At 69.4% G+C, this 19479-nt stretch carries 17 protein-coding genes and 1 riboswitch; of the genes, 11 read left to right on the top strand and 6 right to left on the bottom strand.

The window, feature by feature from the left end; translation table 11 throughout:
* Positions 1-11: 11 nt before the first annotated feature.
* The 4 genes from AB0269_RS02385 to gcvT form a co-directional block, all read right to left on the bottom strand.
* The gene (locus AB0269_RS02385; RefSeq protein ID WP_366209563.1) at positions 12-1643 is read right to left on the bottom strand and encodes an ABC transporter substrate-binding protein; all 1632 of its coding nucleotides are present in this window, start codon (positions 1641-1643) and stop codon (positions 12-14) included.
* Between the two features lie 211 nt (positions 1644-1854).
* Positions 1855-4737: an aminomethyl-transferring glycine dehydrogenase gene (gene gcvP / locus AB0269_RS02380; protein ID WP_366209562.1), complete on the bottom strand. Its 2883-nt coding sequence runs from the start codon at positions 4735-4737 to the stop codon at positions 1855-1857.
* Between the two features lie 8 nt (positions 4738-4745).
* A complete protein-coding gene (gcvH, locus tag AB0269_RS02375) occupies positions 4746-5123 on the bottom strand; it encodes a glycine cleavage system protein GcvH (protein WP_175985861.1) in 378 nt (125 codons plus the stop codon).
* A complete protein-coding gene (gene gcvT, locus AB0269_RS02370) occupies positions 5120-6220 on the bottom strand; it encodes a glycine cleavage system aminomethyltransferase GcvT (RefSeq protein WP_366209561.1) in 1101 nt (366 codons plus the stop codon). The genes gcvH and gcvT overlap by 4 nt, the downstream gene beginning before the upstream one ends.
* A 145-nt stretch (positions 6221-6365) precedes the next feature.
* A riboswitch (glycine riboswitch) is annotated at positions 6366-6459 on the bottom strand.
* A 72-nt stretch (positions 6460-6531) separates the two neighbouring features.
* On the opposite strand from gcvT, the gene AB0269_RS02365 reads away from it, so the two are divergent.
* The 7 genes from AB0269_RS02365 to AB0269_RS02335 all read left to right on the top strand — a co-directional run bounded on the left by AB0269_RS02365 (position 6532) and on the right by AB0269_RS02335 (position 13806).
* Positions 6532-7188 carry an NUDIX domain-containing protein gene (locus tag AB0269_RS02365; protein WP_366210485.1) on the top strand — a complete coding sequence of 219 codons (657 nt, stop codon included), beginning with the start codon at positions 6532-6534 and terminating at the stop codon, positions 7186-7188.
* Between the two features lie 85 nt (positions 7189-7273).
* Positions 7274-8566, top strand: a complete 1293-nt coding sequence (gene nadA, locus AB0269_RS02360) for a quinolinate synthase NadA (RefSeq protein ID WP_366209560.1) — start codon at positions 7274-7276, stop codon at positions 8564-8566.
* Entirely contained in the window at positions 8563-10059 is a 1497-nt protein-coding gene (gene nadB / locus AB0269_RS02355) for an L-aspartate oxidase (protein ID WP_366209559.1), read from the top strand. Before nadA ends, nadB begins: the two co-directional genes overlap by 4 nt.
* On the top strand, positions 10059-10910 hold the full coding sequence (nadC, locus tag AB0269_RS02350) for a carboxylating nicotinate-nucleotide diphosphorylase (protein ID WP_366209558.1): 852 nt from the start codon (positions 10059-10061) through the stop codon (positions 10908-10910). The genes nadB and nadC overlap by 1 nt, the downstream gene beginning before the upstream one ends.
* Before the next feature lies 1 nt (position 10911).
* Positions 10912-12051: a cysteine desulfurase family protein gene (locus tag AB0269_RS02345; RefSeq protein ID WP_366209557.1), complete on the top strand. Its 1140-nt coding sequence runs from the start codon at positions 10912-10914 to the stop codon at positions 12049-12051.
* Between the two features lie 19 nt (positions 12052-12070).
* Positions 12071-13012 (top strand): glycosyltransferase family 2 protein, encoded by a 942-nt coding sequence (locus tag AB0269_RS02340; protein ID WP_366209556.1) that lies wholly within the window; start codon positions 12071-12073, stop codon positions 13010-13012.
* 20 nt (positions 13013-13032) lie between these two features.
* On the top strand, positions 13033-13806 hold the full coding sequence (locus AB0269_RS02335; RefSeq protein ID WP_366209555.1) for an SDR family oxidoreductase: 774 nt from the start codon (positions 13033-13035) through the stop codon (positions 13804-13806).
* Between the two features lie 123 nt (positions 13807-13929).
* On the opposite strand, the gene AB0269_RS02330 is transcribed toward AB0269_RS02335, so the two are convergent.
* Positions 13930-15990: an ABC transporter ATP-binding protein gene (locus AB0269_RS02330; protein WP_366210484.1), complete on the bottom strand. Its 2061-nt coding sequence runs from the start codon at positions 15988-15990 to the stop codon at positions 13930-13932.
* 225 nt (positions 15991-16215) lie between these two features.
* Here AB0269_RS02330 and AB0269_RS02325 point away from each other — a divergent pair, with 225 nt between their 5' ends.
* Positions 16216-17625 carry a DHA2 family efflux MFS transporter permease subunit gene (locus tag AB0269_RS02325; protein WP_366210483.1) on the top strand — a complete coding sequence of 470 codons (1410 nt, stop codon included), beginning with the start codon at positions 16216-16218 and terminating at the stop codon, positions 17623-17625.
* 27 nt (positions 17626-17652) lie between these two features.
* Here AB0269_RS02325 and AB0269_RS02320 read toward each other — a convergent pair whose 3' ends face one another.
* Positions 17653-17787, bottom strand: coding sequence for a hypothetical protein (locus tag AB0269_RS02320; RefSeq protein ID WP_264675131.1), 135 nt, complete (start codon positions 17785-17787; stop codon positions 17653-17655).
* A gap of 99 nt (positions 17788-17886) precedes the next feature.
* Between AB0269_RS02320 and AB0269_RS02315 the strand changes: the two genes are divergently transcribed.
* Genes AB0269_RS02315 through AB0269_RS02305 form a run of 3 tightly spaced genes read left to right on the top strand, consistent with a single transcriptional unit; the run spans position 17887 to position 19476 of the window.
* A complete protein-coding gene (locus tag AB0269_RS02315; RefSeq protein WP_366209554.1) occupies positions 17887-18390 on the top strand; it encodes a DUF6328 family protein in 504 nt (167 codons plus the stop codon).
* Between the two features lie 46 nt (positions 18391-18436).
* Positions 18437-19012, top strand: coding sequence for a 1-acyl-sn-glycerol-3-phosphate acyltransferase (locus AB0269_RS02310; RefSeq protein WP_366209553.1), 576 nt, complete (start codon positions 18437-18439; stop codon positions 19010-19012).
* Positions 19009-19476: a GNAT family N-acetyltransferase gene (locus tag AB0269_RS02305; protein ID WP_366209552.1), complete on the top strand. Its 468-nt coding sequence runs from the start codon at positions 19009-19011 to the stop codon at positions 19474-19476. Before AB0269_RS02310 ends, AB0269_RS02305 begins: the two co-directional genes overlap by 4 nt.
* The last annotated feature ends 3 nt before the right edge of the window (positions 19477-19479 follow it).

Raw genomic sequence — 19479 nt, 5'->3', positions numbered from 1 at the left:
TCTACCGGGTGTCAGCCGACCTTGGTGATCTGTTCGAACAGGGGCACCGAGTTCCAGCCGAACTCGACGTTGTCGACGGTCTCAGCGTATCCGCCGACCACGTTCGAGTACCACAGGGGCGTTGCGGGAAGGTCCTGCAGCAGGATCGACTGAGCCTGCTGGTACAGCGTGTTCGCCTCCTCCGGGTCGGTCGACGAGATGCCCTGCGAGAGCAGGTCGTCGAACTCCGGGTTGGAGTAGTCGCCGTCGTTGGAGCCGGCGTTGGTGGCGTAGAGCGGTCCGAGGAAGTTGTACAGACCCGGGTAGTCGGCCTGCCAACCGGTGCGGAACGCGGTCTCGATCGTGCGCTCGGTGACCTCACCGCGCAGTTCGGCGAAGGTCGGGTACGGCGCACCCGATGCCTCGATGCCGAGCGTGTTCTTGATCGAGTTCACGGTCGCGTCGACCCAGGCCTGGTGGCCGCCGTCGGCGTTGTAGGCGATCTGGAATTCGCCGCTCCACGGGCTGATGGCGTCAGCCTCTGCCCACAGCTCCTTGGCCTTCTCGGGGTCGTACGCCAGGACCTCGGCGCCCTCGAGCGAGTCGGACCAGCCGTCGATGACCGGCGAGGTGAAGTCGCTGGCCGGGGTGCGGGTGCCCTGGAAGATCACGTCGGTGATCTCCTCGCGGTTGATGGCCATCGACAGCGCCTGGCGGCGCAGCTGACCCTCTTCGCCACCGAAGTGCTCGAGGCGCTCCGGGATCGTGAACGACTGGAAGATCGCGGCGGGCTGGTTGACCGCGCGGTCTCCGAGGTCGGACTCGAAGGTCGCGAAGGCGGAGTCCGGGATGGCGTCGAGCACGTCGAGCTCTCCACCCAGCAGGTCGGAATACGCGGCGTCCTGCGAGGCGTAGAACTTGATGTCCAGGCCGCCGTTGGCCGGCGTGCGCGGGCCGTCGTAGTCGGGGTTGGTCACCAGGTTGATGCCCACATCGTGCTGCCAGGCATCCTCGCCGTCGAGCATGTACGGGCCGTTGCCGACCGGGCTCTCGCCGAACGCCTCCATGTCCTCGAATGCGGCGTCGGGGAGCGGGTAGTACGCCGAGTAGCCGAGGCGCTGCGCGAAGTCGGAGGCCGGCTTGTTCAGCGCGATCGTGAAGGTGTACTCGTCGACCTGCTCGAGGCCGGTCAGCTCGGAGTCCTCGTCGTAGCTGAAGCCCTCGATGTCCTCGAAGAAGTAGCTCGAGAGCTGCTCGTTCGAGGCGAGCGCGCCGTAGTTCCAGGCCTTGATGAAGTTGTCAGCGGTGACCTCTTCGCCATCGGTGAAGGTCAGGCCCTCACGCAGCTTGACCGTCAGGTGCTGCGGGTCGTCGACCGTGATGTCCTCGGCGACATCGTTGTACACCGAGCCGTCAGCGGCGTAGCCGATGAGGCCCGCGAACATCGCGTCGAGGATTTTGCCGCCGCCGACCTCGTTGGTGTTGGTCGGGATCAGCGGGTTCTGCGGCTCCGAGCCGTTGACCGAAATGATGGCCGTGGCGTCGCCGGTGGCCTCACCATCGCCGTTGCCGGTGTCGTTGTTGCCGCCTGCGCAGCCGGCGAGCGCGAGAGCGCCGACGGAGAGCAGACCGACCCCGGCCAGGGTGATCTTGTTTCGCTTCATTGTGGTGTCCTCCTGTGGACAGGTCCAGGGTGCGTCGGCTTCGGACGCACCGGATACACCAGAGGCTACGTGACGTTCCATCGTTGGAATAGCTCCGTTAATGAACCGTTACTGACTTGCCACAACTGCGAAACAGACGCGACTCGCCCAGGAAACGACGCCGCCCCCTCATCCGCCGGTGGCGGGAGGGGGCGGTATCGGGGCGCGGATGCTACGCGAACGCCTCGATCGGCGGGCACGCGCACACGAGGTTGCGGTCGCCGTAGGCCTGATCGATCCGGCGCACAGGCGGCCAGTACTTGCCTGCCACCAGCGAAGTCACCGGGTACGCGGCGTCCTCGCGGGTGTACGCATGGTTCCACTCCCCCGCGATCAGCGACACCGCGGTGTGCGGCGCGTTCACGAGCGGGTTGTCGTCGGCCGGCCAGCGACCGGCGGCCACAGCATCCGCCTCCTGCTTGATCAGGATCATCGCCTCGATGAACCGGTCGATCTCGCCGAGATCCTCCGACTCCGTCGGCTCGACCATGAGCGTCCCAGGCACCGGGAACGACATGGTCGGCGCGTGGAAGCCGTAGTCGATGAGACGCTTGGCCACGTCGTCGACCGTGATGCCGGTGGCTTCCTTGAGCGGGCGCAGGTCGAGGATGCACTCGTGCGCGACGCGGCCGTTCTCTCCGGCGTACAGCACCGGGTAGTGCTCGCCGAGGCGCGCGGCGATGTAGTTCGCCGACAGGACGGCGGCAGCCGTAGCATCCCGAAGCCCCTCGGCGCCCATCATGCGGACGTACGACCACGAGATCGGCAGGATGCCGGCCGATCCATACGGTGCGGCCGAGACCGGCCCGCCGGCGAACTCGTACCCGCCGGCGTGCGCCGTGCGCTGCGCGAGGGGGTGCGAGGGCAGGTGCTCGGCCAGGTGCGCCTTGGCCGCCACCGGTCCCACGCCCGGACCGCCGCCGCCGTGCGGGATCGCGAAGGTCTTGTGCAGATTCAGGTGCGAGACATCGCCGCCGAGGTCGCCGAACCGGGCGAAGCCGAGCAGCGCATTGAGATTCGCGCCGTCGACGTACACCTGGCCTCCGGCTTCGTGCACCGCGGTCGTGACGTCGACGACGTCCTGCTCGTACACGCCGTGCGTGGACGGATAGGTGATCATGAGCGCCGCGATCTCGTCGGCGTGCGCGGCGATCTTCGCACGCAGATCGTCGAGATCGACGTTGCCGAGTTCGTCGCAGGCGACGACGACGACCTTCATGCCGGCGAGCACGGCGGATGCCGCGTTCGTGCCGTGCGCGGACGACGGGATGAGGCACACGGTGCGGTGCTCGTCGCCGTTGGCGAGGTGGTAGCCGCGGATCGCGAGGAGTCCGGCGAGTTCGCCCTGCGAGCCGGCGTTCGGCTGCAGCGAGACGGCGTCGTAGCCGGTGACCTCGGCGAGCCAGCCCTCGAGCTGATCGATCATCTCCAGGTATCCGGCGACGTCGGACTCGGGCGCGAACGGGTGGATCTGCGCGAATTCCGGCCACGTGATCGACGCCATCTCGGTCGCCGCGTTGAGCTTCATCGTGCACGACCCCAGCGGGATCATGCCGCGGTCGAGCGCGTAGTCGCGGTCGGCGAGGCTCTTCAGATACCGCATCATGGCGGTCTCCGAACGGTGCACGTGGAAGACCGGGTGGGTCAGGTACTCGTCGGTGCGGATCAGCGCCTCGGGCAGCGCGCCGTGCGACCCGCTGCCGAAGAAGCCGAACGAGCGCTGCTCCTTGCCGCCGAACAGGATCGCCACCTGGTGCAGCGCACCGAAGTCGGTCGTCTCGTCGACCGAGATGCCGACCGTGTTCTCGTCGACGAGGCGCAGCAGGATGCCGTGCTCGTCGTGCGCGCGGGCGACGATGGATGCGGCATCCGCTGTGCGCACCTGCACGGTGTCGAAGAACGCGTCGTGGACGATCTCGGCGCCCGCCTCGACGAGCCAGTCGCGGAGCATCGAGGAGCGCAGGGCGACGTTGCGGGCGATGTTCGCCAGCCCGTCGGGCCCGTGATAGACCGCGTACATCGAGGCCATGACGGCCAGCAGCACCTGGGCGGTGCAGATGTTCGAGGTCGCCTTCTCGCGGCGGATGTGCTGCTCGCGCGTCTGCAGCGAGAGCCGGTAGGCAGGCTTGCCGTCGGCATCCACCGAGACGCCGACGAGGCGCCCGGGCAGCTGACGCTCGAGTCCCTGACGCACGGCCATGTAACCGGCGTGCGGGCCGCCGAACGCCATCGGCACACCGAAGCGCTGCGTGGTGCCGACCGCGACATCGGCGCCGAGGGAGCCGGGTGACGCGATCAGAGTGAGTGCGAGCAGGTCGGCGGCGACGACCGCGAGGCCGCCGGCGAGGTGAGCGGCGTCGATCACGGCGCTCGGGTCCCAGACGAGGCCGGATGCCGCGGGGTACTGCACGAACACGCCGAACAGCTCGTCAGGCAGCGCCTCGCCGCCGGCGAGATCCCGCTCGACGAGCTCGATGTCCAGCGCCTCGGCACGGGTGGCGAGCAGCGCCTTGGTCTGCGGGAACGCTCCGGCGTCGACGACGAAGACGCCTGACTTCGACTTCGATGCGCGCCTGGCCAGCAGCATCCCCTCGGCGACCGCGGTGGACTCGTCGAGCATCGACGCGTTCGCGGTCGTGAGGCCGGTGAGGTCGGCGACCATCGTCTGGAAGTTGATCAGAGCCTCCAGACGCCCCTGCGAGATCTCCGGCTGGTACGGCGTGTACGCGGTGTACCACGACGGGTTCTCGAGGACGTTGCGCTGGATCACGCTCGGCGTGATCGTGCCGTAGTAGCCCAGGCCGATCATCGGCGTGTTCACCGTGTTGCGCGAGGCGAAGCCGCGCAGCTCGGCAAGGGCCTGCGCCTCGGCGGCCGCAGCGGGGATCGACGATTGCCGCGACGGGTCGGTGTAGATGCTCCCGGGCACCGCCTGACGCATGAGCGACTCGATCGGACTGATGTCTTCGCTCTCAGGCGTGAGCCCGAGCGTCTCGAGCATCGTGTGCTGCGCCTGAGCGGTGGTCCCGATGTGGCGGTCGGCGAAAGCTGTCACGGGCCGGATCAACCCTCCGTCAGCGCGACGTAGGCGTCGCGGTCGAGCAGGCCGTCGGCTGCACCGTCGGCGATGGCGACCTTGATGAGCCAGCCGCCGGCGAAGGGCTCGGCGTTGACGAGCGACGGGTCGTCGACGACGGCGTCGTTGACCTCCGTGACGGTGCCGGCCAGCGGCGCGTAGAGCTCGCCGACCGACTTGGTCGACTCGATCTCGCCGACGACGGAGCCGGCGGTGATCTCGGTGCCGACGGCCGGCAGCTCGACGAAGACGACGTCGCCGAGCTTGTCAGCGGCGTAGTCGGTGATGCCTACGGTCGCGGTGTCGCCGTCGACGGCGAGCCACTCGTGCTCGTCGGTGTACTTGAGAGCGGTGAGATCGGTCATTTCTTCCTCCGGTAGAAAGGCAGGGCGGCGACGGTCGCGGGGATCTTCGTTCCGCGCACGTCCAGGAACAGCGGCATCGTCTGCGCCGCGGGGTCGATGTAGGCCATCGCGATCGGGTGGCCGAGGGTGGGGCTGAGCGCGCCGGAGGTGATCTCGCCGACGGCATTGCCGTCCTCCGTCACCACGGCGTAGCCGGCGCGGCCTGCACGGCGCCCGTCGGCGGTGAGGCCGACGAGGACGCGGGCGTCATCCGCGGGCAGGGCGGCATCCTTGCCGACGAAGTCGTCCTTGTCGGAGGCCACGACGCGACCGAGCCCGGCCTGAGAAGGCTTCGTGTCGAGCGAGAGCTCGTGCCCGTACAGCGGCATCCCCGCTTCGAGGCGGAGCGTGTCGCGGGCGGCGAGCCCGGCGGGGACGAGACCGTGCGCGGAGCCTGCCCCGAGCACGGCGTCCCAGAGAGTTGCGGCGTCGTCGGCGCGGACGAGGAGCTCGAAGCCGTCCTCGCCGGTGTACCCGGTGCGCGCGATGAGCAGCGGGTGCCCCAGGAAGAAGGCGTCCGCCCATGCGTAGTACTTCTGCTCGCCCCAGGGCGTGCCGACCTCGGTGATCCCCTCGATCGCCGAGACGATCCGCTCGGATGCAGGGCCCTGCACGGCGATGAGCGCATAGTCGTCCGATACGTCGGCCACGACGACCTCGAACTCGCCCGTGCGCTCCGGGAGCGCTACGGCGACGGCATCCCGGTTCCCGGCGTTCGAGATGATGAGGAACCGGTCCTCCCCCAGGCGGTAGACGATGACGTCGTCGACGATGCCGCCGTCCACGGTGAGGATCAGCGAGTACTTCGCCTTGCCCACAGCCATGGTCGACAGCCGTCCGGCGAGCGCGTGGTCGAGGTACGCCGCGGCATCCGGGCCCTCGATCGTGAACTCGGCCATATGCGAGATGTCGAAGAGCCCCGCGGCCTCGCGCACGGCATGGTGCTCGGCGAGATCGGACGTGTAGCGCACCGGCATCTGCCAGCCGCCGAAGTCCGTGAAGGACGCGCCCAGCGACTCGTGTCGCTCGCGCAGCGGGGTGTAGCGGGCCTCGGTCATGGAGTTCTCCCGTATCGATCGGAAGGATGCCGTACGGAATGCACGGTATCCGAGAACTCCCCCTCTGTCATGGGCCTGAGAGTTTCGTCCCGCGTGTGCGGGACTTTCACCGTCGGCGGATCGTGAGATCGCTTTTCAGAGCGGCCGGACGCGCGCGGTATGGATACCTGAGAGATTGGCGGGGAGGCTTGCTCCTTCGGTGCCCGATCGCGTTCATCGGACTCTCCCGCGCAGGTCATGCGGCCTGTGTTCACTTAGCGCTCCCAGCATAGCCGCACCTCTCATCTAGGCTCGACGGCGTGGCCCCTCCCATGTTCGGAGAGACCGACACGATCCGCGTCGCCGTCTCGACCGTCATCTTCTCGCTGCGCGCGGGCGACGACGGCGACCGGCTCATGCTGCCGCTCGTCCGGCGCACGCGCGAGCCGCACCTGGGGATGTGGGCGCTCCCGGGCGGCTGGCTGGACCCGGCGGAAGACCTGGATGCCGCGGCATCCCGCACCCTCGCCGAGACCACGGCGCTCGGCCCGAGCCACCTCGAGCAGCTCTACACCTTCGGCGACGTCGACCGCTCCCCCACGCGCGCCATCTCGATCGTCTACTGGGCGCTGCTGCGCTCGGACCTCGTCGACGCCCAGCGCGCGGCGGCAGGCGCCCCGGAGAACGTCGAATGGTTCGACGTCGACGACCTTCCGGAGCTCGCCTTCGACCACAACCGCATCGTCGAGTACGCGCTGTTCCGGCTGCGCAACAAGGTCGGCTACAGCTGGATCGGCGCAGGTCTCCTGCCGGACGAGTTCACGCTCACGGAGTTGCGCGAGGTGTACGAGACCGTGCTCGGCAGGCGCCTGGATCCCTCGAACTTCCGCCGACTGCTCGAGGGGTCGGACGAGCTCGTGCCGACCGAGTCGTTCCGCACAGGCAAGCACCGCCCCGCCCGCCTGTTCCGCCTCGCGACGGGAAGCTGACGCGGCGCGAATTGCACTTACGGTCAAGTCGACATAATCTGATCTCGCACAGTAAGTGTCGAATCGACCATAAGGCGGCGCTCCGATGCCAACCACGACCATCCGCATCAGCGACCCGTCCGTCGACCACCTGATCCAGGCCGCGCCGGCAGACTCCTGCACCACCGACCTGGCCGCAGACCCCTGGACCTTCGACAGGGTTCCCGGCTACGGCCCCGGATCCTCGATGGGCGATGTCATCCCCACCGGCGCCCCCCGGCAGGGCGAACTGCCCGCCGAGTACCGCGAGGCCGGTGAAGACGAGCTCGACTCCCGCATCCGCGCCGCCAAGGCCGCCCTCGGCGACCGCGCGGTCGTGCTCGGGCACTTCTACCAGCGCGAAGAGGTCGTGCAGCATGCCGACTACGTGGGCGACTCCTTCCAGCTCGCGAACGCGGCGCTCGAGCACCCCGATGCCGAGGCGATCGTCTTCTGCGGCGTGCATTTCATGGCCGAGACCGCCGATCTGCTCTCGGGGCCCGCGCAGTCCGTCATCCTGCCCAACCTCGCCGCCGGATGCTCGATGGCCGACATGGCCGACATCGACCAGGTCGAGGACTGCTGGGAGCAGCTCGCCGACGTCCTCGGCCCGCTGGATCAACCGGACGCCGATGGCCGTGTGCCCGTCATCCCCGTCACGTACATGAACTCCTCGGCGGCCATCAAGGGCTTCGTCGGGCGCCACGGCGGCATCGTGTGCACCTCGTCGAACGCCGAGACGGTGCTGGAGTGGGCGTTCGAGCGCGGACGGCGCGTACTGTTCTTCCCCGATCAGCACCTCGGCCGGAACACCGCCAAGGCGATGGGCGTGCCGCTCGAGCGGATGCCGATGTGGAACCCGCGTCGTCCGCTCGGCGGTTCGACGGCTGCCGAGCTGGAGGAGTCGAAGGTCATCCTGTGGCACGGCTTCTGCTCAGTTCACCGCCGATTCACCGTCGGGCAGATCGATCAGGCGCGCGCCGAGCACCCCGGCGTCCGCGTGATCGTGCATCCGGAGTGCCCGATGGAGGTCGTCGACGCTGCCGATGAGGCGGGATCGACCGACTACATCCGCCGAGCGATCGCCGCCGCGACCGAACCGACCACGTTCGCGATCGGCACCGAGATCAATCTCGTCCGGCGCCTGGCCGCGCAGTTCCCGCAGCACGAGATCTTCTGCCTCGACCCGGTCGTCTGCCCGTGCTCGACGATGTACCGCATCCACCCGGGCTACCTCGCGTGGGTGCTCGAAGAGCTCGTCGCCGGCCGCGTCGTCAACCGCATCCAGGTGACCGACGACGTCGCCGGCCCCGCACGCGCCGCGCTCGAACGGATGCTGGCGGCGAAGCCCCGCGCATGAACGTCGTCGTCGTCGGCTCCGGCATCGCCGGCCTCACCGCAGCGCTGCACGCGTCGGCGGCAGGGCATCGGACTTCGCTCGTCACGAAGGACGCCCTCGGCGGCGGATGCACCGCGCTCGCCCAGGGCGGCATCGCCGGGGTGTACGGCCCCGGCGACTCCCCCGCGCTGCACGCCGCCGACACGCTGACGGCGGGCGCGGGGCTGTCGGATGCCACAGCGGTCGACGTGCTCGTCGAGGACGGCTCGACGCGCATCGCCGAGCTCATCGCCCGTGGCGTCGCGTTCGACCGCGACGCGGAGGGGATGCTGCTCCTCGGCCGTGAGGCCGCGCATTCGCACGCCCGCATCGTGCACGCCGGCGGAGATGCCACGGGCGCAGCGATCAGCAGGGCGCTCGTGGAACGCGTCCGCGAGGCGGGCATCGAGGTGATCGAGCACGCCCTGCTCGTCGATCTGCTCACAGGCGACGGCCCTGTGCACGATCGAGCCGTGCACGGGATCCGGCTGCTGCGCCGCAACGAAGCGATCGACCTGCATGCGGACGCCGTGATCCTCGCGACCGGCGGTGCCGGACAGCTGTACGCGCACACGACGAATCCGGCAGGCGCGACCGGAGACGGCATCGCGGCCGCCCTGCGCGCCGGCGCCGCCGTGACGGATCTGGAGTTCGTGCAGTTCCACCCCACAGTGCTCGCGGGCGGCGACGCCTTCCTCATCTCCGAGGCCGTCCGTGGCGAGGGCGCAGCACTCATCGACGCCGACGGCCGCCGTTTCGTGTTCGACGCGCATCCGGACGGCGAGCTCGCGCCCCGTGACGTCGTGGCCGGGGTCGTGGCGCGGCAGGCCGCGCTGCAGGGCTCGCCGGTGCGGCTGGACGCCACCGGCATCGGCGCGGCGCGGCTCGCGGAGCGCTTCCCCACGATCGACCGGGTCACTCGCGAGCGCGGATTCGACTGGGGACGCGAGCCGATTCCCGTCACGCCGGCCGCGCACTACCTGATGGGCGGAGTCGTCACCGACCTCGACGGGCGCACGTCGCTGCCCGGGCTGTTCGCGGCCGGCGAGGTCGCGCGTACCGGCGTGCACGGCGGGAACCGGCTGGCGTCGAACTCGCTGCTCGAGGCCGCGGTCTTCGGGGCCAGGGCCGCGGATGCTGTGGGGCATTCGATCTCCAGGTCGCACATTCCGCTGCCAAACGGCGCTCAAAGCAGCATTTCCTGCGACCTGGACGGCGGTGGATGCTCCCGCCCCGCCCTCCAGCACCTCATGTGGGACCGCGTCGGACTCCTCCGCACCCCCGACGGACTCGCCGAAGCGCTCGACACGATCCGCTCCTTCCGCGCCGCATCCTCGGCACCGACCACCCGCGCCGAGCACGAGGACGCGAATCTGCTGCTGGTCGCCGAGGCGACGGCATCCGCCGCCCTCGCCCGCACCGAATCCGTCGGCGCGCACCACATCGACTGTCACCCTGCCCTGATCGGAGCCTGATGCTCACCCCCGCCACCCTCACCCGCGTCGTCGGCGCCGCCCTCGACGAGGACGCCCCGTGGGGCGACCTCACGAGCACCACGCTGTTGCCGGCCGACGTCGAAGCCGTCGCCGATCTCACGGCCCGGGAACGCGGCATCTTCAGTGGGGGCGCGGTGTTCGCCGCCGCGTTCTCGCTCACCGACCCGTCGCTCACGGTCGACGTGCACGTGGGCGACGGCGACGAGTTCGCACCCGGCGACGTGCTGGCGACTGTGACCGGTTCTGCGCGCAGCATCCTGACCGCAGAGCGCGTCGCCCTGAACTTCACCCAGCGGATGAGCGGCATCGCCACGCTGACGGCGCAATACGTCCGGGCGGTCAAGGGCACCGGCGCGCGCATCGCCGACACCCGCAAGACGACGCCCGGGCTGCGCGCGTTCGAGCGGCACGCGGTCGTATCCGGCGGGGGCCGCAATCACCGCTTCTCGCTCTCGGATGCCGTGATGGCCAAGGACAACCACCTCGCCGTGCTCCAGTCCGGGGGCGACGACCTCGCCGAGGGGCTCCGCAGCGCGCTCGCGCAGCTCCCGCACACGACGCACGTCGTGATCGAGGTCGACCGGCTCGACCAGATCGAGACCGTGCTCGCGGGTGGCGCGCACACCGTTCTGCTCGACAACTTCTCGCTCGACGACCTGCGCGCAGGCGTCGCGCTGATCGGCGATCGGGCGACGGTCGAGGCATCCGGTGGTGTGGATCGCGAAACGGTCCGGGCGATCGCCGAGACCGGCGTCGATGTCATCTCGGTCGGTGCGCTGACGCACTCGGCGCGCGCACTCGACCTGGGGCTCGACGTCCGGATCGGCTGAGATGCTCTATCTCGATCACGCCGCCACGTCTCCGGTGCGTCCGGAGGTGCTCGAGGCGATGCGCCCGTACCTGACCGGGGTCTTCGGCAATCCGTCGAGCCACCACACGGCGGGTGAGGCTGCGGCGAGCGCGCTCGAGGACGCCCGGATGCGCGTCGCACGCCTGCTCGGGATGCGCACAGGCGATGTGATCTTCACTTCCGGGGGGACCGAGGCCGACAATCTCGCCGTCAAGGGCATCGTGCTGGCCGGTCTCGAGCGAGGGCGCCGGCATCTGATCACGAGTCCGATCGAGCACGAGTCGATCCTGGAGTCGGCGGCGTACCTCCAGCGATTCCACGGGGTGACGGTGACGCTCGCGCCCGTCGACGGCACGGGCCGCGTCTCCCCTGCGGCACTCACCGCCGCCCTGCGCGACGACACCGCGCTCGTCTCGATCGGGCACGCGAACAACGAGATCGGCACGGTGCAGGATGCCACCGCGCTCGGACAGGTCGCGAAGGATGCCGGTGTGCCGCTGCACCTGGATGCCGTGCAGTCCGCGGGCTGGCTGCCGCTCGCCGAGCTCGGCGCCGATGCGATCTCGATCGCCGGGCACAAGCTCGGTGCCCCCAAAGGCATCGGCGCGCTCGCCGTGCGCGGCCGCGTCCCGCTCGAGCCGCTGCTGCACGGCGGCGGCCAGGAACGCGGACGCCGCTCGGGCACGGAGAACGTCGCCGGGGCGGTCGGCCTCGCGACGGCCCTCGAGCTCGCCGAAGCGGAGCGGGCTGCGCGCGCGTCTCAGGTCGGCGCCCTGACCGGTCGGTTCATCCGCGGCGTCCTGGATGCCGTACCGCAGGCGGCGCTGACAGGCGATGCCGAGCACCGGCTGCCGGCGACCGCGAGCTTCACCTTCGCCGGGACGAGCGGCGAAGCCGTGCTGCTCGAGCTCGAGCGCCGCGGCGTGATCTCGTCGAGCGGTTCGGCATGCGCCGCCGGCAGCGATGAGCCCTCGCACGTGCTGCTGGCGTGCGGCGTCCCTCCAGAGGTCGCGCAGACGTCCGTGCGTTTCACGTTCGCGCGCGAACCGCTGCAGGGCGACGCGCCGGAGCGCCTCGCGGCGTTGGTGGCGGATGCCGTGGCCGCCGTCTCCGGAGCATGACGCGCCATAGACTCGAGGCGTGCCCGACCCGATCGTCACGCTCATCGTCCCCGGCCGCGACATCGAGTCGTTCGCGCCGGCGGCGATCGCCTCGCTGCGGGCGCAGACAGAGCCTCGCTGGCGGGCGATCCTCATCGACGACGGCTCCGTCGACACCACCGGCGACGTGTTCGCGGATGCCGCGGCATCCGATCCGCGATTCCGGCTGCTGAGGCACGACGAGCCGCGCGGGCTGGGCGCCGCCAGGAACTCCGGACTCGCCGAGGTCGACACGCCCCTGCTCGGCTTCCTCGACGGCGACGACGAGCTCACACCGAGCGCGATCGCCCGTCTGACGGGAACCCTCGCCGAGACGGGGAGCGATTTCGTCGCCGGAGCCTACGTGCGCTCCCGACTCCGCGGTGACGGATACGCCACCGGACGCGTGCAGCCATGGACGGCGGCCGCGACCGATCCCGCGCGCCTCGCCACGACCATCGCCGAGCATCCGGCCGCCGCGTCGAACATCGTCGCGTGGTCCAAGGTCAGTCGCACGAACTTCTGGTCCGATCTGCGCTTCCCCGAAGGCGTCGCCTACGAGGATCAGATCGTGGCGCAGCAGATGTACACGCGTGCGGCCGCGTTCGACGTCATCCCCGACGTCGTCGTGCACTGGCGGCTGCGGGCGGACGGAACCTCCATCACGCAGAGCAAGGCCGCGCTGCCTGTGCTGCGCGACTACATCGCGGCCCTGCGCGGCGGCATCCGCGTCCTGCACGAAGCGGGCGCGACCGCCGCCGTCGTCGCCCGACTCGACCTCATCCTCGCCATGGACCTGCCGCCGCTGCAGGCCATCGCGGCGACCCACGACGATCCGGCGTACGGCGCCGAGGTCGAGTCGTTCAGCCACGAGCTGCGATCGCTGCCCGAATACGCCGACGCCCGACCCGACCCGTCGCTCGCAGCGGCGCTGGCCTGGTGAACGACCCGCAACGGAGCACCATGAACCCGTATCTGTCGCAGCTCTTCTCGCTCGAGGGCCGAACGGCCGTCGTCACCGGCGGCAGCTCGGGCATCGGGCGCGGCATCGCCACGGCACTGGCTCGCGCCGGAGCATCCGTCGTCATCGTCGCGCGCGGCCGGGACCGCATCGACGACACGGTCCGCGCGCTGACCGACGACGGATGTCGCACCGCCGGCGTCGTGGGCGACCTCGGCACCCGCGACGGCATCCACGCCGCAGCAGAGGCCGCGACGGAGCCGTTCGGCGAACCGGACATCCTCGTGAACTCGGCCGGGATCAACATCCGGCCTCCGTTCGCCGAGATCACCGAAGCGGACTGGGATGCCACGATGACCGTGAACGCCCTCGCACCCTTCCTGCTCGGGCAGCGGTACGCACAGGGCATGGCCGAGCGCGGATTCGGACGCCTCATCCACATCAGCTCGCAGCAGGCGCATCGCGCATTCGTCGGCAGCGGGGTCTACGGCGCTTCCAAGGGCGCGGTGGAGTCGCTCATGCGCTCCGAAGCCGAGGCCTGGGGCCACCACGGCGTCACGAGCAACACACTCGTACCTGGGTTCGTGCTCACTCCGCTCAACTCCCGGCTGCAGGACGACGAGGCCAAGGTCGCCGAGCTCGCAGCGCGCACGATGATCGGGCGCAACGGACTCCCGAGCGACTTCGCGGCTGCCGCGGTGTTCCTGGCCGGCGCCGGCTCGTCGTACATCACCGGACACTCGCTGTTCGTGGACGGCGGCATGTCGGCGCACTGACAGGTCGGCGCGCTGGGCGCCGGCGAGCGCGCCGATTCCCAGACGATCGATCAGGACGACGGCGTGTCCGGCGTCTGACACGCCGTCACGGAGACGCGACGTCTGGGATTCGGTCCGGCGGACTCACCCCTCAGCGGGGTAGACGCGCTGATCGCCGGCATCCCCGTCGAGCAGAGGCACCGAGGCGGTGAGGGTGTTCACAGCATCCTCGGCGACGGATCCCGCCGGCGCGCGATCCGCCCGCCGGTCGGCGAAGGCAGCCATCAATCCCCCGGAAACCTCGCGCTCGATCTCCACCTCGGCACCCGTGATCCGGGATGCCGCGACCTGCTGCGCCGCGAGTTCGGCGTACAGGCCCCCCGCCGCCAGCAGCTCGGCGTGCGTTCCCGATTCGACGATCTGCCCGGCTTCCAGAACATGGATGACATCGGCGCCCATGACCGTCGAGAGGCGATGCGCGATCGACAGCACGGTGCGCCCCTTAGCAGCCTCATCGAGGGCCTCCTGCACGACCCGCTCCGAGACCGTGTCCAGCGCGCTCGTCGCCTCGTCGAGCAGGAGCACGGGCGGATCCTTCAGCAGCACGCGCGCGATCGCGATGCGCTGCTTCTCGCCGCCGGAGAGCCGGTAGCCGCGTTCGCCGACGATCGTGTCGTAGCCCTTCTCGAACCCGGCGATGATGTGGTGGATGTTGGCCGCGCGGCACGCGGCGATCATCTCCTCGTCCGAGGCATCCGGCTTCGCATACATGAGGTTCTCGCGGATCGTCGCGTGGAACAGGTACGTCTCCTGCGACACGATTCCCACGTCGTCGATGATCGACTCCTGGGTGAGAGTGCGCACGTCGGCCCCGGCGAACAGCACAGCACCACCGTGCGCCTCGTACAGCCGCGGCGCGAGGTACAGCACGGTGGTCTTGCCCGCACCCGACGGCCCGACGAACGCGACGTGCTGTCCGGGGTCGGCCGTGAACGACACGCCCTGCAGCGTCGGGCGCGCGTCGGGCGCGGCATCCGGGTATCGGAAGACGACGTCCTGGAACTCGATCCGGCCCCGCGGACCGGGCGCCTGTGCGACCGCGATGGCGCCTGGAGCGTCCTCGATCTCCGGCACGAGGTCGAGGTACTCGAAGATGCGGGCGAACAGCGCGGACGACGTCTGCAGATCCAGCGAGACGCGCATGAGCCCCATGAGCGGCATCAGCAGCCGTGCTTGCACGGTGGTGAACGCGACGACGGTTCCGGCGGTGATCGCACCCTCGCCGCCGGCGATGAGGTAGCCGGCCACGAGATAGATGACGGCAGGCACGGACGCCATGAGCACCTGCACGACCGCGAAGAATCCCTGTCCGCTCATGGCCCGCCGCACCTGCAGCGTCACCTGGTTCCGATTCTCCGACTGATACCGATCGGACTCCGTGCGCTGCCGGTTGAAGGCCTTCGACAACAGCATCCCCGATACACTCAGGGTCTCCTGCGTGATCGACGTGAGCTCGCTCAGCGACTCCTGCGTCTCCCCCGCGATCCGTGCGCGCACCTGGCCGACCTTGCGCTGTACGACGACCAGGAACGGCATCAGCACGACCGCGATCAGCGTCAGCCGCCAGTCGATGAGGATCATCGCGACGAGCGACGCGATCACCGTGACGACATTGCCCAGGATGCTCGTGACGGTGTTCGTCAGGACGCCCGAGACGCCGCCGACGTCGTTCTGCAGACGCGACTGGATGACACCGGTCTTCGTGCGTGTGAAGAAGCCGAGCTCCATGGCCTGCAGGTGCTCGAAGAGGCGCACGCGCAGGTCGCCGGTGACGCTGTTGCCGACCGTCGAGGTGAGCCAGGTCTGCGCGACCCCGAGAACCGCCGACAGCAGGAAGAGCCCCACCATCGCCAGTACGAGACGGATGAGCAGGCCGAGTTCCGGGCTTCCGCCATCGGTCGGGAAGAGCGCGTCGTCGAAGATGCGCTGCACGATCAGCGGCGGGATGACGGCGATCGCGGCGCCCGCCACCACGAGGATGCCAGTCACGATGATGCGGCCGAGGTAGGGCCGGAACAGCGCGACGACTCGCCTGCCGAGGCCCTCGATCCTCGGCGCCTGCGCGTTCAGCTTCTTCTGCGCTGCCTCGTCGACACCCCGGAAGCCGCCGCCACCACCGCCGCGGCCTCCGCCCATGCCACCCATGCTCATGCGCTCAGCCTAGACCGCGCAAGAAATCTCGCGTCGAAGGGAATTCCTCGCATCGGTGCGGGGTTATCTTGGAACGTCGCGCACGAGCGGATGCCAGATCTGTCGGTTCCGCGCCCGGCCTTCCCGCCCGCCCCAATCTCTTGAGGAGACGTTTTGGCCACCACTTCCACCGGTTCCGTTCCCACCGTGAAGGCGGAACCCGTCATCGCGCGCTCCGACATGCGCGTGATCTGGCTGCTGCTCGTCGCCGCCTTCGTCGCGATCCTCAACGAGACGACGATGGGGATTGCGATCCCGCACCTGAACACCGACCTCGGCATTCCGCCCGAGCTCGGGCAGTGGCTCACGAGCGCGTTCATGCTGACCATGGCCGTCGTCATCCCGACGACCGGTTTCCTCCTGCAGCGCTTCACCACCCGGCAGGTGTTCATCGCCGCGATGAGCGCGTTCTCGATCGGCACCCTCGTGTGCCTGCTCGCTCCCGGCTTCGCCGTGCTGCTGACCGGGCGCGTCATCCAGGCTGGCGGCACCGGCATCATGATGCCGCTGCTGATGACCACCATGATGAACGTCGTGCCGCCGCAGTCGCGCGGCCGGATGATGGGCCGCGTCGGCCTCGTCATCTCGCTCGCCCCCGCGATCGGCCCGACGCTCGCCGGCGCCGTTCTGGATGCCTTCAACTGGCGCGTCCTGTTCGCCATCGTCCTGCCGATCGCGATCATCGCCCTGGCGATGGGTGCCAAGTGGATGACGAACCTCGGCGAGACCAAGGATGCGCCGATCGACGTCCTCTCGATCATGCTGTCGGCGTTCGGATTCGGTGGGGTCGTCTACGGCCTCAGCCAGTTCGGCGGCGAGGGCGCGTCCGGCGGCGCGACGATCGGCATCGTCTCGCTCGTGGTCGGCGCGATCGCCCTGGCACTGTTCGTCTGGCGGCAGCTCGTCCTGCAGCGCGTCGACGATGCACTGCTCGATCTGCGCGTGTTCCGCAGCAGCAACTACACCGTCGCGGTGATCGTGATGGCCGTGCTGGCGCTGTCGATGTTCGGAACGCTCACGCTCCTGCCGCAGTACCTCCAGAACGTTGCCGGCCTGGATGCTCTGCAGTCGGGCCTCATCCTGCTGCCGGGATCGGTGCTGATGGGACTGCTCGGCCCGATCATGGGTCGCATCTATGATGCCCGCGGGACGCGCACGCTGCTCGTTCCCGGAACGATCATGGTCTCGGCCGCACTCTTCTTCTACTCGACCGTCGGCGAGCACACCGTGTGGTGGATGCTGGTCATCGCGCAGACGATCATGTCGGTGGGCCTGGCCATGTCGTTCACGCCGCTGTTCTCATCGTCGCTGGGATCGTTGCGTCGCCACCTGTACTCGCACGGTTCGGCCGCGCTGAACACGATCCAGCAGGTCGCGGGTGCGGCCGGCGTCGCCCTGCTCACGGTGACGTACTCGTCGATCCTGCACGCGGGCGAGCATCAGGGTCTGGACACCGCGGTCGCCGGTGCGCCGGGCGCACGCCTGGCATTCCTGATCGCCGCGATCATCTCGCTGGGTGCTGTCGCGCTGAGCGCTTTCGTCCGCAAGCCGGCGGACGACGTGGATGCGGAGTTCGCCGGAGGCCACTGACCTCCGGCCGGTCGGCGGCTGGCTGCTCTAGAGCGAGCAGCAGCCGTCGGCGCCGCAGCAACCGCCGGCGTCGGTGTCGCCGAGCAGGTTGAGGCCGGCGGGCGCCGTGAGCGGCTGCGCCTCGGTCGTGGCGCCCGGCTGCGTGGTCTGCGAAGAAGTCATGCCTCCATGGTACGCCCGGTTCTGACCACGAGCTCGGCAAGCGGCATCCAGTGCGGTGAAGGCTGGACAGGACGGCCGGCGCGTGACCAGACTCGGCTCATGGACCATGATGCCCCGGCCGAGGATGCCCTGAGCCAAGACGGCCGCGACGAGACGGCGAACGAGCGCGCCGACCGCAACTGGGACGAGCTCATGCAGGAGCTGCGCGTCATGCAGACCGGTACGCAGGTGCTGTCGGGGTTCCTGCTCGCGGTGGCGTTCCAACCGCGCTTCACCGAACTCGACCCTCTGCAGGTCGGGTTGTATCTCGTTCTCGTCGGTCTCGCGGCGCTCGCGACGATCCTCGCGCTCGCGCCCGTCGGCATGCACCGTTCACTGTTCGGCCGCCGTCGCAAGCCGGAGCTGGTGCGCATCGCCTCGCGCCTCGTCAAGGCGGACCTGGTCGTGGTGGGTCTGCTCAGCATCGGCGTCACCGCACTGATCGTCGACTTCACGCTCGGACGCACTCCGGCGACGATCGTCGCGGCCGTCGGGGCGGTGATCGTGCTCGGTCTCTGGCTCGCGCTGCCCGCTCTGATGAGGCGCAGCGGGGAGCGCGGGTGAGACCCCCATACCCGATCCGGAATACCACTTCCCCTACCGTTGAGGGATGCTCCGACGACTCATCGCCCGTGCCTTCTGGGGCGTCAGCCGCTGGCGGCTCGTCGGCGCAGCCGCACCAGATCGTCCCACCGTCTTCGTCGGTGCACCGCACACCTCGAACTGGGACTTCGTGCTCATGCTCGCGATCGCCTGGCGCCTCGGTGTCGAGATCCGCTGGCTCGGCAAGAAGAGCCTGTTCGCCGGATGGCGCGGGCCGGTGATGCGCCGTCTCGGCGGCATCCCCGTCGATCGCGAAGACCCGAGCAGCGTCGTCGCCGACGTCGTCTCACGCGTCCACGCCGGCGAGACGTTCGGGTTGGTGATCACGCCGGACGGTACGCGCACGGGCGCCGGATACTGGAAGTCGGGCTTCTACCGCATTGCCCGGGATGCCGGCATGCCGGTGACGCTCTGCTTCGTCGACCGCACCACCATGACGACAGGTATCGGCCCCACTTTCGAGCTGACCGGCGAGGTGTCGGCCGACATGGATCGGATCCGCGCGTTCTACGCCGACAAGGCGGGATTCCGCCCCGAGCATCGCCGCGAACCTCGCCTTCGCGAAGAGGATCCCCGAGCATGACCCTGACGATCGAACCCATCGCTCCGGGGGATGCCGGTGAAGTGCTGACGGTGCAACGCGCGGCGTTCGTGTCAGAGGCTCTGATCTACGGATCGGCCGACATGCCCCCGCTGACGCAGACGCTCGAGCAGCTGCGCGCGGAGATCGCGGAGAACGACGGGTGGGTCGCTCGTGTCGACGGACGCCTCGTCGGAGCCATCCGAGCCGTCCAAGACGGAGACCTCCTGATGATCGGGCGCATCGCGATCGCACCCGACATGCAGGGCGAGGGCGTCGGCCGCGCGTTGCTCGAGGCGGCCGAGGAGGCGAGCACTGCCGCCCAGGCCGAGCTGTTCACCGGCAGCCTGAGCGAGGCGAACATCCGCCTGTACGAAGCGTGCGGGTATGAACAGACGCAGCGTGTGCCGCAGGACGACGGCACCGAACAGGTCTTCTTGCGCAAACGACTGCATCCGCCCACATGAGAA

The organism is Microbacterium sp. NPDC077644, assembly GCF_040702785.1.
GTDB lineage: Bacteria > Actinomycetota > Actinomycetes > Actinomycetales > Microbacteriaceae > Microbacterium.
The sequence above is the reverse complement of the archived record's forward strand: the minus strand, read 5'-3'. Positions and strand labels throughout refer to the sequence as shown.

Excerpts from the sequence above, each read along its gene's own strand:
- AB0269_RS02385 (WP_366209563.1), bottom strand. The coding sequence starts at position 1,643 with ATGAAGCGAAACAAGATCACCCTGGCCGGGGTCGGTCTGCTCTCCGTC.
- gcvH (WP_175985861.1), bottom strand. The coding sequence starts at position 5,123 with ATGACCGATCTCACCGCTCTCAAGTACACCGACGAGCACGAGTGGCTC.
- gcvT (WP_366209561.1), bottom strand. The coding sequence starts at position 6,220 with ATGACCGAGGCCCGCTACACCCCGCTGCGCGAGCGACACGAGTCGCTG.
- AB0269_RS02365 (WP_366210485.1), top strand. The coding sequence starts at position 6,532 with ATGTTCGGAGAGACCGACACGATCCGCGTCGCCGTCTCGACCGTCATC.
- nadA (WP_366209560.1), top strand. The coding sequence starts at position 7,274 with ATGCCAACCACGACCATCCGCATCAGCGACCCGTCCGTCGACCACCTG.
- nadB (WP_366209559.1), top strand. The coding sequence starts at position 8,563 with ATGAACGTCGTCGTCGTCGGCTCCGGCATCGCCGGCCTCACCGCAGCG.
- nadC (WP_366209558.1), top strand. The coding sequence starts at position 10,059 with ATGCTCACCCCCGCCACCCTCACCCGCGTCGTCGGCGCCGCCCTCGAC.
- AB0269_RS02345 (WP_366209557.1), top strand. The coding sequence starts at position 10,912 with ATGCTCTATCTCGATCACGCCGCCACGTCTCCGGTGCGTCCGGAGGTG.
- AB0269_RS02335 (WP_366209555.1), top strand. The coding sequence starts at position 13,033 with ATGAACCCGTATCTGTCGCAGCTCTTCTCGCTCGAGGGCCGAACGGCC.
- AB0269_RS02330 (WP_366210484.1), bottom strand. The coding sequence starts at position 15,990 with ATGGGTGGCATGGGCGGAGGCCGCGGCGGTGGTGGCGGCGGCTTCCGG.
- AB0269_RS02325 (WP_366210483.1), top strand. The coding sequence starts at position 16,216 with ATGCGCGTGATCTGGCTGCTGCTCGTCGCCGCCTTCGTCGCGATCCTC.
- AB0269_RS02320 (WP_264675131.1), bottom strand. The coding sequence starts at position 17,787 with ATGACTTCTTCGCAGACCACGCAGCCGGGCGCCACGACCGAGGCGCAG.
- AB0269_RS02315 (WP_366209554.1), top strand. The coding sequence starts at position 17,887 with ATGGACCATGATGCCCCGGCCGAGGATGCCCTGAGCCAAGACGGCCGC.
- AB0269_RS02310 (WP_366209553.1), top strand. The coding sequence starts at position 18,437 with ATGCTCCGACGACTCATCGCCCGTGCCTTCTGGGGCGTCAGCCGCTGG.
- AB0269_RS02305 (WP_366209552.1), top strand. The coding sequence starts at position 19,009 with ATGACCCTGACGATCGAACCCATCGCTCCGGGGGATGCCGGTGAAGTG.